We start from the raw sequence: 13,624 nt of genomic DNA, 5'->3' as shown, positions 1-13,624 counted from the left end.
CGATCAAAAACGGCGGGAAGAGGTTTTTAAAATGTTTGGCAGCAAAACCACTCACAAATATTCTATAAGTGCACTCACGTTGGGTGAGCCTATTCCTGTGACTTCGTCGTATCCTGTCCCGGCATAGTAATACCCGTTGTATCCAATAGTAATGTCATGGAATGCACTTGCATACTCTGTACTGCTGCTGTAAACAGAATAGAGAGACGAGAGTACATTTGTCCCGTTGAAAGTTGTAGAACCCTTGTATTGCTGCACTTCCGTGAAGATTGCGGCCCACTGCGGTGATGATGCACTTGTCCCTCCCACCTGTATCCAGCCCTTCAGTCCTTCGTAGGTTGTGCTGTCGTAAATCCAGAAACCTGTGTTCGGGTTTGCGTCGTATGAAACATCCGGAACGGCTCTTCCGGAAGCGGTGATGCCGGCACCTGACTGGTACTTTGGCTCAGGGAAGTAGGTGCTTATGCCTCCTCCTGAGGAATTCCAGGCATATTCGTAGGAATAATTGGCGCTTGTGGAAGTAATATTGGCGAGTTGCAGAGTGGTTCCGCCTGCCCCCACAACGCTTGGATCGGAAGCAGGATAATTCACAGTTGGGGAAGACGTGCTGTCATTGGCCCCGCTGTCTCCTGAGGCGGCGACCATTATGACTCCGTGACTTGCCGCATAAGCAAAGGTGGATGAATACTGTGACAGTTCAGAAGCAGTGAGTCCGCTCTCTGCTGCCCCCCAGGACATGGAAACGACATTCGCATGCGTGTTATTCACAATGTAGTTGATGGAGTCGGTTATGAGATAGGTTGTTGAGGCTGAGGGTGCCTCTATCAGCAAAATACTGGCATTCGGTGCCATTGCATGGGACCACTCCACATCAAGCGATGTTTCGAGCGCCCATCCTGCGTTTCTTCCCACCTTGCCAAAGGGAGAAAGTACAGTGAGTTTAATCGGTGGAAGATTGAACTGGGAGTCGAAAACTTTCACATCATTCTGAATTGACGGACTCCCATATGCATCTATGATTGCAATTGTCTCCCCAGTCCCATTGTAATTCGCACTGTAGTTATAAGCGTGGAATATCTGGCCGGGTGTGTATGCGGGATATGAAGTAGGTCCCGAGGAGCTGGAACCTCCGCTTGGACCCTTCCCGTTTCCTGCCCGCACACTTGTTATGAAGGTGTGCATAAATGGCGTTCCTGCCGCTGCCGTGTTCTGCTGCACTGCAAGAGCAGGCATTGCGGCCACAATCACAAAAATTATCACTATCAGCGCCGAGCTTAATTTTTGCTTCATCACTTTTCCCCGACAGTAAATGTTTGAAGGACTATTTAATCAGCAACGCCTGTTGATCTGTACCGCCACTTATACCGGATATTGCTCCCGAGTTCAAATCAACCGGCATATCTGGAAACGACTAATATCTGGATAAGACGACCTACATTCATATTAATCTATTTAACAAGAGTATTAATTCCCTTTCACTCCAGCACATACACGATATGTTGAATTGAAAATGACACATCAATAGTGTGACTTACTTCCCTTCTGATGCTATCTAAATAGATATGCTTAAATTTGATATCTTACATTTATCGTGCATGGAAACCTGTTTTCCAAGAACAATTACTGTGCGTAGTGACGGCGAGGAGCTTTCAAGACTCGCAGGAATATTCGGGGCATTATCTGAGCCTGTCAGGCTGCAGATAATCAGGTTGATGACAGCATACGGAGAAATCTGCACGTGCGAAATTGCCTCAGCGCTGCACCTGAAACAGCCGACCATAACGCACCACTTGAAGTTATTGGAAAGGGCAGGTGCCATTTACCGCAGGCCGAAAGGCAAGTGGACCTTCTTCGGCATCACCGGGGAGAGGGTGAATGATGTGCTTCTCCTTGCATCATCAATAGGCAGTGAAACAAAACCTTCAGGCACTGCGGAAAGGGGAAGTAGTCACGAGCGGACGAATGTGCGCAGCAAAACAATCTCCGTTGGAAGCGGGTGATTCATCTGGCAACTAAAGTACTCTTCGTATGCGTAGAAAATGCGGGTCGAAGCCTCATGGCGGAAGCGTTTGCGAAAAGGCTCGGCCTGAATGCCTCAAGTGCTGGGACGCAGCCATCATCTCATGCAAACCCATTGGTGGTTAATGCCATGTCTGAGGCCGGCATTGACATATCGTCCCACGTTCCTGCCATGCTCACCCTGCAGATGATCAACGATGCCGATATCGTGGTCACAATGGGATGTTCGGTCGACCGGGCCTGTCCGAAGCCGATGCTTGCAGAAATGAACAAAAAGCTAATCGACTGGGAGCTTGAAGATCCGAAGGGAAAATCGATGGCTGAAATACGAAGGATAAGGGATGATATACAGAAGAGAGTGAACGAACTTGCCGAATATGCCGGACGGCGCTACAGTTAAACACGATTATATTCCGGAACACAGCCCCATCCATTGAGCAGACGGAAAAGAGGCATGTGAGCGATGCATTTAACCGCGCAAAACCCGTTTAACCACATCAAAAATCCATCTCTATTCGCGCGGTGACCATGAGGCATTGATTATACTATTTTTCTGTATCCGTTGTGACCTGAAACAAAGTTGAAATAGAAGCTGATGCTGGGGTACACTGACGAAGGGGAGCTTCTGAAGAGGCTGAGAGGACCTTTGCGGTCGACCCTTTGAACCTGATCCAGGTAATGCTGGCGGAGGGAAAGAAAGTGTCTGCACAACGTTCTGTAAGGGAGCCTGAAGAGAGAACGCATTCTGCTTTTTCCAGAGTTTCCAGGGGGCTGTCTCCATGCTGACTTCCAGGCAGCGCTCGCTCCTGATTTCATCCTCGGGCGGTTTCTTCATATGGGGCATTGTGGCATCGATGGCCCCGCTTTCTCTGTCCTGGCCGTTCGTCAACGGTAATGACCCGCTTGTAAGGATGCTTGTCCTCTCCGCGGGACCCGTAGGACTGCTTGCCGGAAATGTGATAATGGGTATGTTGTCGGATGTCGTCGGCAGAAGAAAAATATTCATGCTGACGATGGCAATGTACAGCCTCGGCATCGTGTTCATTTCCGTAGCAACGACGTTCCCGCTGCTGCTTGCAGGCGTGGTAGTATCTTCGTTCGGCGTGGGAGGCGAGGAGGCACCGTCGCTCGCGCTGATTGCCGAAGACGTGCCGGTAAGACAGCGGGGAAGACTGCTGACGCTCATTCCAAACTTCAACAACATAGGCAGCGCGTTCGCGGCAGCCTTTTTCCTATTCTCCGTTTCCGGCTCCATATTTATAGAACGGATATATCTCATGGCATCGTCGCTTGCAATCATAGCACTTCTTGTGTTCACGAGATTGACAATGCCTGAATCGTTCAGGTGGCTGCATTCCAGGGGCAGGGACGGGGAAGCAAGGGAAGAGAAGAGTCATCTGAACATAGGTTCCGAGGGAGAGGCTGTGAGCCTTCCGCCGCTCTGGAAGAGCTACATACTTCTCAGCGTACTCGGCGTTTCCCAGTTCCTGACATTCGGCCTGATGGCTTTCGTTCTCGGCCCGGACGAATTTCCATCCCAGACAGCCCTGATAATTTTCGTTGCGCTCGCCGGCGCTTCCATCAGCGGTTTCATAGCCGCACCGCTAGTATCCAGGGGAAGGAAACAGTACACGCTCCTTTCATTCGGTGGCGGATTTGTCACGATTGTTGCGATACTGATTGCCTTCAGCAGCCTTTCAAACGAGTATGTATTTCTGCCGCTTCTTTTCCTCAACATGGCATTCAGCGAGTTTGCATGGGCCGCACGGACGACACTGGAGCCGGAGCTGTTCCCCACTGCCATGCGCGGCACCGGCATCGGCCTTGTCAGGATGTTCCCGATTATAGCGTATATAGCGAGCATCATCCTTCTGAGCAGTGCCGGACTTTTCGAATTCGTGCTCATAAACGTGATACTGTGGGGAGCCGGTCTTGCAGCCGCGGTTTACTGGTATATGCGTGGTGTCGAAACGAGCAATATCAGCCCGGATTTCAAGGTGACTGACAATGCCTGAAACTGCAGCAGTACTGAGTAACGACTTTATCGCCCCGGTGCGCGGCCCTTCTGAATGCCCAAACGGTGTTTCCGCCGTTGTATTCGAACACAAAAACGGAGAATCACGGCGGGTATCAGGGCTGTCTTCCGCTCGGCCAATCCGGAAAAGGCAGCCAGGCGGCTCTGGAAACTGATGAAAGTGTGAGAGAGGACGACCACACCCCGAAAACAGTGAATCGGTGCCGGATTTAAGCTGAACCGATCGTAGAAACGTATATATTGAGAGTCATTTTGCTATTAATCCAAACTAAGCTGCAGGCATGCCATTGTCCCAAATGCAATTCAGGACAGGGCGCTAGCGTCACGTTTGATCTGAGGAGATATAATGGCCAGAGGAATGAACACAGCAAGGAAGCTCAAGAATAACAGGAAGAAATTCAGGTGGAGTGAGAGAGCCTACAAGAAGAGGATTCTCAAGCTCAAGGAGAAGTCAGATCCGCTGGAGGGCGCTCCTCAGGCACGCGGCATCGTGCTTGAAAAGGTCGGCATAGAGGCAAAACAGCCCAATTCAGCGATCCGCAAATGTGTCAAGGTGCAGCTGATAAAGAACGGCAGGCAGGTCACTGCTTTTGCGGTCGGTGACGGCGCCATAAATTTCATAGACGAGCATGATGAGGTGCTGGTGGAGGGAATAGGCGGCAGGATGGGCAGGTCATATGGTGATATTCCCGGCGTCAGATACAAAGTAATCAAGGTGAACAACGTGTCGTTGAATGAAATGGTCAGAGGAAGAAAAGAAAAGCCGGTCAGGTGAAGCTATGCCTGAAGAAGATATTGAAAATGATGCTGCTGAAGAGCAGCCTGTGGATGAGGCGGAGGAAAAGGAGCAGGAACACGTCCTCCTCTACGACGCCCCTCTTTTCGGAAAGTACAGTCTGGCAGAGGTCGCTGTTTCTGATCGCGGACTTGCGAAATACATCAACCTGACACCGATATATGTACCTCACACGGCCGGCAAACACGCAAACAAGAATTTTGCCAAGAGCCGCCTTAACATCGTCGAACGACTCGCGAATCAGATGATGAGAACTGAAAGATACACAGGCAAAAAGAGCAAGTCATTGAAGGTCATAGAGCAGGCGTTCACGATCATGCATTCGAAGACCGGAAAGAATCCGGTACAGCTTCTCGTCAATGCCATTGAACATGCCGCACCGAGGGAGGAAATAACAAGACTCCAGTTCGGAGGCATTTCAGTTCCAAAGGCTGTAGACGTATCCTCTTCAAGGAGGCTTGACCTGTCACTCAGGTACATCTGCCTTGGCGCTGTTGCCGCCTCTCACGGCTCGACAAAACCCATCGCTCAGTGTCTTGCAGATGAGATTATTCTGGCGGCCAACGGCGATATGACGAGCTCGGCCGTTTCCAAGAGAGATGAAATTGAAAGAGTTGCCATGTCGGCACGTTAACCCTGTTTCAGGAAAGGGCGATTGATTTGGGAAGAAAGGAAGACAATATTGCCAAAGCTCAGGCTATAATGAAGGATCCGAGATTCATACGAAACATCGGAACAGCGGCGCACATCGATCACGGAAAGTGCATGACTGGCGACGCAATGGTGTTCACGAACGGAACATGGATTGAGGCAATGGCGCTGTACTCGAAGTATGCGACCGGGCAGCCCGTTTTCTCGGACGCGGACCAGACGGTATACTTATCAGACGGCGACGAGTACACAATATCGCTTAACACAAACGAAATGAAACTGGAAAAGAGGAGAATCACGCACGTCTGGAAGATCAGGAACGACGAACCGCTGATCAGGGTCAGGCCGCAGTCTGGCAGACCAGTGACAGTCACGCCTGAACACAAATTCATCGCATACAGAAAGGGAGTTGTTCATGAACTCCGATCTTCGGAACTTGTCATCGGGGACAAACTCATAGTGCCGTCTGCAGTCGATGTGGAAACGTCCGTCGTCGGCGCCGACGAATTCACCAGACTCACTGGAAAGAGCACAGCTCCTGACGCGCTGAAGGAGACGGCATCTGCGATTATAACCGATGTCCTGGATGATACCGGAGATGAACTCGTAAACGTGCTGTTCGGAAAAGGCAGCCAGGCGGGGATATTCCCGAAACTGGAAACGGGCACGCTTTTCGCGCTGTCGTCGGCGATGCTCGATATGTTGGACGGTGACGGGCACGGGGAAGCGCAGAGGAAAGCACTCAGGGCCATTGCACTTTCAATGCTCAGGTACGGTTACCGCTTCTCGCTGGAGCCGTCAGATCCTGATTTCCATAATGAAGTCAGCAGGCTCGCGGATGTCGTGAATGCACATCATGACAAGGATAACAGCGTGCCGGAAGTGTCCCTCGCACTGATGACTTCGGTAGCGGGTGGAACAGTCTCGCTGCTCGCACCGCAATTGCCTTCCACACTCACTGTTGTTGAAGTGGAGGGGCTGGAGAGCGCTTACGATGAGTTTGTCTTTGACTTCTCTGTCGAGGAAACGCACAACCTGCTCGTGGAGGGTCTCATCATACACAACACGACGCTGAGCGACAATCTGATTGCCGGCGCGGGAATGATGAGCGAGGAGCTCGCAGGAAAGCAGCTCTTGCTTGATTATGACGAACAGGAACAGGCAAGAGGCATAACGATAAACGCGGCTAACGCATCAATGGTGGAGGATATAGACGGGAACGACTATCTGATCAATCTCATTGATACACCGGGGCATGTCGACTTTGGCGGCGACGTAACGAGGGCCATGAGGGCCATAGACGGCGTCATAATACTTGTTGATGCTGTAGAACAAGTCATGCCGCAGACTGAAACAGTCATAAGGCAGGCGCTGAGAGAGAGGGTACGCCCGATACTGTTCATAAACAAGGTGGACAGGCTGATCAACGAACTCAAGGTCACTCCTGAAGACATGCAGAAAAGATTTGTGAACATTATCAACGATGTTAACAAGAGAATCCATGCGGCGGCTCCGGAAGAGCTCAAAAAACTGTGGGGCGTCCGCGTGGAGGACGGAACAGTGCTGTTCGGCAGTGCATACAACAACTGGGCAATATCGGCAGCATACATGAAGAAATCAGGCATAACTTTTGGCGACATTTACGAACACCTGAAGAGAGGAGACCAGAAGGCCCTTGCACAGCGCATACCGCTCCATAAGGTGGTCCTGGAATCTGTAATTAAGAATCATCCGAGTCCGATTGATGCCCAGAAGATGAGGATTCCTGCAATCTGGAAGGGAGATCAGGAGTCTGAATTGGGCCAGTCGATGCTCAAGGTTGATCCGGGCGGACCTACCATATTCATGGTAACAAAAATCATCATTGATCCGCATGCAGGCGAAGTTGCCGTGGGAAGACTGTTTTCAGGCACGCTGAAACGGGGACAGGAACTTTACGTGTCGGGAATGCACCAGGCTAACAGGGTGCAGACGGTTGCACTGTCGGTCGGAGCGGACAGGATTACGGTCGAGGAGATCAGGGCAGGCAACATAGCTGCTGTCACAGGCCTCAAGGATGCGATAGCCGGTTCCACCGTGTCTTCCATCGAAGGCATAGAGCCGTTCGAAAGAATGGTTCATTACAGCGAGCCTGTGGTCACTGTGGCCATAGAAGCAAAGCAGATGAAGGATCTGCCGAAACTCATCGAGGTTCTGAGAAACATCGGTAAAGCGGATCCGTCGATAACAGTCGAGATAAATCAGGAGACTGGAGAGCACCTGCTCTCCGGAATGGGCGAACTGCACCTTGAAGTCACTCAATACAGGATCGTCAACGACTACAAGTGTGAGATCAAGGCCTCTAAGCCGATTGTCGTCTACCGGGAGAGTGTGGAAGGAAAGGGCGGTCCGTTTGAAGGAAAGTCGCCCAACAAGCACAACAGATTCTATGTCGAGGTCGAGCCGCTCGAAGAGAGCGTCGTGAAGGCCATCACGTCCGGTGAAATCAAGACGGAAGGAAGAATCAAGGATTCGAAGGCACTGGCCAAGAAGCTCCAGGAATATGGAATGGAGAGGGATGAGGCGAGGGGCGTTCAGATGTTTTACGACACGAACGTGCTCATCGACTACACCAAGGGTATTCAGTACCTCTTCGAGACGATGGAACTGTGCAAACAGTCCTACGAGGAGGCGATGCGGCTCGGGCCGCTCGCACAGGAGAGGGTGATGCACCTGAAGGTGAAGATTGTCGATGCAAAACTTCACGAGGACAGCATACACAGAGGACCGGCACAGGTCATTCCCGCAACACGTTCCGCGATATACGGCGCGATGGCGGTCGCAGGAAGAGTGCTTTACGAGCCCATTCAGAAAATATACATCAACGTCCCGCCGGACGTGATGGGTGACGCTATACGTGAGATTCAGCAGCGGCGCGGCGTCATCCTGGACATGAGACAGGAAGGAGAGAACACAGTAATCGAATCGAAGGCGCCGGTATCTGAAATGTTCGGCTTTGCCAGCGCGATAAGGAGCGCCACGCAGGGAAGGGCGCTGTGGTCCACAGAGAACTCCGGATACGAGAAGATGCCGAAGGAGATAGCAGACAAAGTGGTCCCCGAAATAAGAAAGAGAAAGGGATTGAGTCCGCAGCCTTACGACGCCAACTACTACTCCGACTGAATGTCACAGGGCGGAAAACAGGAAATATCCTGCGAAAAAGAGCATTATAATCACCGAGGCTGCAGTGACGGCTTTCGAAGCACCGGGGTGCTTTTTTGTGCTCATGTGCAGCAGCAACGGGAACAGGATGATCCACACAGCAACTGCCGTGAACAGTCCGGCTAGGAGCACTATGCCGCCAAGGTAGGCGAATGCGAGTCCTGCAGTGAGCCACCAGAGCACCTGGAAGGGATTGGATACGCCAAGGAGCACTGCCCTGGAATACGTCCTGAGTTTCACTTCCTCTGTCATGACTGTCTTCCGGCCAGCCAGCATGAAATATGCGAGCAGGAACAGGACGGCCGAACCGACAAGATAAATGAATCTTACCAGAGGGCGCAAATCCACAAGCGTCCTGGCCAGATAGACAGCTATGCCCAGTATCAGATCTGCGGTCATCGCCCCTGCTCCAGTGAGCATGCCGGCCTTCGTGCCTCTCATCGCGGTCTGCGATGCAATAAGTGCGTTCATCGGCCCCGGTGGGACGGTGAGTGAAAAGCCCAGTGCAACGCCGGACGCAAACACAACGAGCTCCTGCAAGGGATGTGTTCCTCAATTGGCCGCCGATGCGGCAGGACAGCTTTAAGCTGTCGCCTATGTGAATTTCGCGGTCAGCGCCGGTCTCCGGCCGCATGGATTTCGCAAATGCAGTTCTCGTGCTGGCAACTCGACAGTGTGAAAATATTATATACAAGACTGTGATTGATAAGCGAAATCGCGTGTCAATCGCATAAAAAGAGAGTGTAAATGTATGGCGAATAAACCACATCTTAACATCGTGTTTATCGGTCACGTCGACCATGGTAAGTCGACACTTGTAGGAAGGATGCTGTTCAACACAAAGAACGTCGACCAGTACCTTATTGACAAGTACAAGAAGGAAGCTGAAGAGAAGGGCAAGGCCACGTTCGAATTCGCATGGGTCATGGACAGCCTGAAGGAAGAGAGGGAAAGAGGAGTTACGATCGATGTTTCCCACAGGCGGTTCGATACGCAGAGGTATTATTTCACAATCATTGATGCGCCGGGGCACAGGGATTTCGTGAAGAACATGATCACGGGCACAAGCCAGGCAGATGCCGCTGTTCTGGTGGTCGATGCCGGAAAGGGACCCGAAGCGCAGACGAAAGAACACGTATTCCTGGCAAGGACGCTTGGCGTCACACAGCTGATTGTCGCTGTGAACAAGATGGATTCCACTCAGCCTCCATATTCCCAGGAAGCCTATGAGAAGACAAAGAAGGCAGTCACCGAACTGCTTAAGTCCGTCAGATACAAGACGGAGGAGGTTCCGTTCATACCCGTGAGCGCTTATGGTGGCGACAATACCACCGAGCCCTCGGCAAACTTGTCCTGGTGGAAAGGAGACACGCTGCTCGGAACGCTTGACAAGCTGAAAGAGCCGCCTAAGGTCACCGACAAACCGCTCAGGCTGCCTGTGCAGGATGTATACACGATCACGGGCATAGGCACCGTTCCGGTCGGGAGAGTCGAGACGGGCGTGCTGAAGAAGGATATGAAGATCGTATTCATGCCTTCCGACAAGACTGGCGAAGTGAAATCGATTGAGATGCACCATGAGACGATGGATGCTGCCTATCCCGGAGACAATGTCGGCTTCAACGTCAGGGGCCTTGCCAAGACCGATATCAAAAGGGGCGACGTCGCCGGGCCAGTGGACTCGGTTCCAACCGTTGCGAAGTCGTTTGTTGCCCAGATAGCCGTTCTTAACCATCCAAGCGTCATAACGGTCGGATACACTCCTGTATTCCACTGCCACACGTCGCAGATTGCATGCACATTCACAGAGCTGCAGAAGAAAATCGACCCTGGGACCGGCGGCGTAAAAGAGGACAAACCGCAGTTCCTCAAGACAGGCGATGTTGCATTCGTCAAAATCGAGCCGACAAAGCCAATGGTAATCGAGAAAGCTTCTGATTTCCCTCAGCTGGGAAGGTTCGCCATCAGAGACATGGGACAGACCGTTGCAGCCGGCGTCTGCGTCGAAGTCGAAAAGAGAACCTTGTGAGCTGATTGTGGGATGGCGCAGAGGGCTAGAATTTCATTGAGCGGCACGGATCCTGCGAAGATTGAGAGTGTTTGCAGCCAGATAAAGCAGATTGCGAGCAAGACCGGGGTAAGAATGAGCGGACCTGTTCCGCTGCCCACGAAGCATATGGTTGTGCCTGTCAGGAAGAGCCCGGACGGCGAAGGCAGCGCAACATGGGACAGATGGGAGATGCGCATACACAAGCGCATGATCGACATGGATGCGGAAGACGACAGGGCGCTGAGGCAGCTCATGAGAATACAGGTGCCTGACGGAGTCAACATAGAAATTGTTCTGAGGAGCTGAACTGCTGTCCATGCTGCATACGGGCATGACAACGTTGAATAACAATCAGCACAGTAGAGTTCTCTGGCACGTCAGTGGTGACAATTATTGAAATCGTATGTTAAAGTTTCAGCCCCAACAACGGTAGCCAACTTTGGACCCGGCTTCGACACCTTCGGCCTCGCGCTGCGTGAACCCAGGGACATTATTGAACTTACCATGGATGTGTACGAAACTGAAATAGAAACTGTGCCCGATTATTCCATTCCCACAAAGAAGAATGCCGCCTTCGCCGCAGCCAATTCCATGGCGTGGAAGAACAGGGTCAACGCGCCGTTTCACATGAAAATCACCAAAGGTGCGAGGCCGGGCAGCGGTATCGGCAGCAGCGCCGCCTCATCCGTGGGCGCGGCCCTGGCGATGGCAGTGGCCATGGATTATGACGCAAAGAACGAAGACATAATACAGGCTTCCTCTCTCGGAGAGAAAATGGCTTCAGGCACAGCGCACATCGACAATGTCACGGCATCTCTGCTCGGGGGATTCACAATCGTCTCCTCGCGCAACCCGGTTGAGGTCATAAGCATACCTCCGGAGAAGCTGCCTGAATTCGGCATAGTTGTGACACTCCCGGATGTCGTCATCGAAACGCGCAAATCCAGAGGCATCCTGCCGAAGAATGTTCCTCTGACCAGTGCAGTGGAAAACATTTCGTGCTGTTCCACGATTGTCCATGCGATGATGAGCAACGATATCGAAAGGGTTGGAAGATACCTGAATGATGAAATCGTCCTGCCGTACAGGAAGCAGCTCATGCCGTGGTTCGACAGGGTGAAGAAGGCGGCCATGGACAGCGGCGCGCTCGGTTTTTCAATCAGCGGTGCCGGACCCTCCGTTTTTGCAATATGCAAGGGCGGATCGAAGGATGTCGCTGCGGCGATGGAGAATGCATTCAAATCCGCCGGACTCAAATCACAGTCATTCATAACGGGCCCCGGAAAGGGAGCCGAGGTGCTGGCCGTCAGGTGAGCAGCCCGGAGTCCTTCGAAAAGTGTTTTATGAGTTCTGCTGTATGCACCACGCGGGCGAGGATGGCCCAGCCCGGTAAGGCGATGGATTGCTAAGCATCGCAAACATCCATTGTCCGTAAGGACTCGGGGGTTCAAATCCCCCTCCTCGCGCTCAAACCGCCATGAGACTGTTTTATGGCACGGTCCGGGCCCGGCGCATGAAAGCCTGCATGTGGAAACCGTATTTAGGAAGAGAACGATTGCAGTGCCCGTGAAGGCCTATATCGAATCGCACGGCTGCACGATGAACTACGGCGAAGGAAGAGAGGCCGAGTCGAGGATGAGGGCAGGAGGCGTCGAAATATGCCCGAATCCGTCGGACGCCGACGTCCTGTTGCTAAACACATGTGCAGTCATAGAGTTCACGGAAAACACAATGTTGAGGAGGCTCAGGGAGTTACATTCGCTGGGAAAGATGATTGTTGTGACCGGATGCATGGCACCGGTCAGGAGAGAAAGTATACTGTCAGCGGCTCCGGGGGCGTTTTTGTATGGTCCCGGTGAGCATGAGATGCTCGATGCTCTCCTTGGCCTGAACCTCAGCGCAGACACGGACTGCTGGAACAGCCCGGGCAGAAACGACATCATCATACCGATTGCGCAGGGTTGTCTGTCCAGATGCACCTACTGTTTCAGCAGGATTGCGAGACCCAGGCTCAGAAGTATTGATCCGGAGAAGATCGTCGGGGAGGTGAAGAAAAGCCTCGTAGGCGGGAAGACCAGAGAGATACTCCTTTCGGGAATGGATTCCATTACATACGGAAGGGATCGTGGCACAACGCTGCCTGCCCTCCTGAAGAAAGTGTGTGCGATTGAGGGTGACTTCATGGTGAGAGTCGGCATGATGAATCCTTCCCTGCTGATGCCACTGATGGATGAACTGCTTGACGCGTACAGCAGCGAGAAAGTGTACAAATTCTTCCACATTCCGTTTCAGAGCGGTTCGGACCGCATTCTCAGGCTGATGAAAAGGGGGAACACGGCCGGCCAGTTCCTCGAGATAGTGAGGAAGGTGAGGAACAGATATCCGGACTTGACGCTTTCGACTGATCTTATCGTGGGCTTCCCCGGCGAAACGGAAGAGGATTTCAGCAAGAGTCTGGAAATAATCAGTGAGACTGAGCCCGACATAGTTAACGTGACGCGTTTTTCAGCAAGGGAGGGCACGGACGCTGCAGGAATGACTGGCAGGGTGCCCGGATGGAAGGCAAAAGAGTGGTCCCGGCAGGCGACGGCACTCAGATTCCGGATTTCCGCCCGCAAGAACCTGGAGTTCACGGGAAGAGAAATGAGAGTTCTGATAACGGAGAAGGGCAGGAATGGAAGCATGATTGGAAGAACGGCCAGCTACAGGCAGGTCATCGTACCCGGCGAGTACCCTCTGGGCGAGAGCATTATGTGCCGTGCCGTATCATCCACACCCATACACATCGTATGCGAGCCGCTCACGCACCGGAGTTACGCTGAACCGGCTGCAGCAGCTGCCCGCTGAAAAAGGTTTAAGGGAATATGACATC

The 13,624-nt window shown here is 52.3% G+C and carries 12 protein-coding genes, 1 tRNA gene and 1 riboswitch; of the genes, 11 read left to right on the top strand and 2 right to left on the bottom strand.

Going from position 1 to position 13,624, the window contains the following annotated elements:
- Positions 1–51: 51 nt before the first annotated feature.
- Entirely contained in the window at positions 52–1,233 is a 1,182-nt protein-coding gene (locus KIS30_02785) for a S53 family peptidase (GenBank protein ID MBX8645669.1), read from the bottom strand.
- A 362-nt stretch (positions 1,234–1,595) separates the two neighbouring features.
- Here KIS30_02785 and KIS30_02780 point away from each other — a divergent pair, with 362 nt between their 5' ends.
- From KIS30_02780 to KIS30_02755, 6 genes are all read left to right on the top strand, one after another.
- On the top strand, positions 1,596–2,000 hold the full coding sequence (locus KIS30_02780) for an ArsR family transcriptional regulator (protein ID MBX8645668.1): 405 nt from the start codon (positions 1,596–1,598) through the stop codon (positions 1,998–2,000).
- 56 nt (positions 2,001–2,056) lie between these two features.
- Positions 2,057–2,419, top strand: a complete 363-nt coding sequence (locus KIS30_02775) for a hypothetical protein (GenBank protein ID MBX8645667.1) — start codon at positions 2,057–2,059, stop codon at positions 2,417–2,419.
- 205 nt (positions 2,420–2,624) lie between these two features.
- Positions 2,625–2,729: riboswitch (TPP riboswitch) on the top strand.
- 69 nt (positions 2,730–2,798) lie between these two features.
- Positions 2,799–4,034: an MFS transporter gene (locus KIS30_02770; protein ID MBX8645666.1), complete on the top strand. Its 1,236-nt coding sequence runs from the start codon at positions 2,799–2,801 to the stop codon at positions 4,032–4,034.
- Between the two features lie 366 nt (positions 4,035–4,400).
- Positions 4,401–4,829, top strand: coding sequence for a 30S ribosomal protein S12 (locus KIS30_02765; protein ID MBX8645665.1), 429 nt, complete (start codon positions 4,401–4,403; stop codon positions 4,827–4,829).
- 4 nt (positions 4,830–4,833) lie between these two features.
- Entirely contained in the window at positions 4,834–5,484 is a 651-nt protein-coding gene (locus KIS30_02760) for a 30S ribosomal protein S7 (GenBank protein MBX8645664.1), read from the top strand.
- Positions 5,485–5,615: 131 nt separating this feature from the next.
- Positions 5,616–8,663, top strand: a complete 3,048-nt coding sequence (locus KIS30_02755) for an elongation factor EF-2 (GenBank protein ID MBX8645663.1) — start codon at positions 5,616–5,618, stop codon at positions 8,661–8,663.
- A gap of 3 nt (positions 8,664–8,666) precedes the next feature.
- Here KIS30_02755 and KIS30_02750 read toward each other — a convergent pair whose 3' ends face one another.
- On the bottom strand, positions 8,667–9,242 hold the full coding sequence (locus KIS30_02750) for a LysE family transporter (protein MBX8645662.1): 576 nt from the start codon (positions 9,240–9,242) through the stop codon (positions 8,667–8,669).
- 211 nt (positions 9,243–9,453) lie between these two features.
- On the opposite strand from KIS30_02750, the gene tuf reads away from it, so the two are divergent.
- The 5 genes from tuf (at position 9,454) to KIS30_02725 (ending at position 13,599) form a co-directional block, all read left to right on the top strand.
- Positions 9,454–10,731 (top strand): translation elongation factor EF-1 subunit alpha, encoded by a 1,278-nt coding sequence (gene tuf / locus KIS30_02745; protein ID MBX8645661.1) that lies wholly within the window; start codon positions 9,454–9,456, stop codon positions 10,729–10,731.
- Between the two features lie 12 nt (positions 10,732–10,743).
- Positions 10,744–11,058, top strand: coding sequence for a 30S ribosomal protein S10 (gene rpsJ / locus KIS30_02740; GenBank protein ID MBX8645660.1), 315 nt, complete (start codon positions 10,744–10,746; stop codon positions 11,056–11,058).
- A gap of 87 nt (positions 11,059–11,145) precedes the next feature.
- Positions 11,146–12,066 (top strand): homoserine kinase, encoded by a 921-nt coding sequence (locus tag KIS30_02735; protein MBX8645659.1) that lies wholly within the window; start codon positions 11,146–11,148, stop codon positions 12,064–12,066.
- 56 nt (positions 12,067–12,122) lie between these two features.
- A tRNA-Ser gene (locus KIS30_02730) sits at positions 12,123–12,218 on the top strand.
- Between the two features lie 61 nt (positions 12,219–12,279).
- Positions 12,280–13,599, top strand: a complete 1,320-nt coding sequence (locus KIS30_02725; GenBank protein ID MBX8645658.1) for a tRNA (N(6)-L-threonylcarbamoyladenosine(37)-C(2))-methylthiotransferase — start codon at positions 12,280–12,282, stop codon at positions 13,597–13,599.
- Positions 13,600–13,624 lie beyond the last annotated feature (25 nt).

The sequence above is a fragment of the Candidatus Sysuiplasma acidicola genome, assembly GCA_019721035.1.
Classification (GTDB): Archaea; Thermoplasmatota; Thermoplasmata; order Sysuiplasmatales; family Sysuiplasmataceae; genus Sysuiplasma; species Sysuiplasma acidicola.
Note: the sequence above shows the minus strand (reverse complement) of the source record. Positions and strands in the feature narration are given on the sequence as shown.

Bases quoted from the DNA above. Each gene is read 5' to 3' on its own strand.
- KIS30_02770 (MBX8645666.1), top strand. From the start codon at position 2,799: ATGCTGACTTCCAGGCAGCGCTCGCTCCTGATTTCATCCTCGGGCGGT.
- rpsJ (MBX8645660.1), top strand. From the start codon at position 10,744: ATGGCGCAGAGGGCTAGAATTTCATTGAGCGGCACGGATCCTGCGAAG.
- KIS30_02775 (MBX8645667.1), top strand. From the start codon at position 2,057: ATGGCGGAAGCGTTTGCGAAAAGGCTCGGCCTGAATGCCTCAAGTGCT.
- tuf (MBX8645661.1), top strand. From the start codon at position 9,454: ATGGCGAATAAACCACATCTTAACATCGTGTTTATCGGTCACGTCGAC.
- KIS30_02760 (MBX8645664.1), top strand. From the start codon at position 4,834: ATGCCTGAAGAAGATATTGAAAATGATGCTGCTGAAGAGCAGCCTGTG.
- KIS30_02765 (MBX8645665.1), top strand. From the start codon at position 4,401: ATGGCCAGAGGAATGAACACAGCAAGGAAGCTCAAGAATAACAGGAAG.
- KIS30_02785 (MBX8645669.1), bottom strand. From the start codon at position 1,233: ATGCCTGCTCTTGCAGTGCAGCAGAACACGGCAGCGGCAGGAACGCCA.
- KIS30_02780 (MBX8645668.1), top strand. From the start codon at position 1,596: ATGGAAACCTGTTTTCCAAGAACAATTACTGTGCGTAGTGACGGCGAG.
- KIS30_02755 (MBX8645663.1), top strand. From the start codon at position 5,616: ATGACTGGCGACGCAATGGTGTTCACGAACGGAACATGGATTGAGGCA.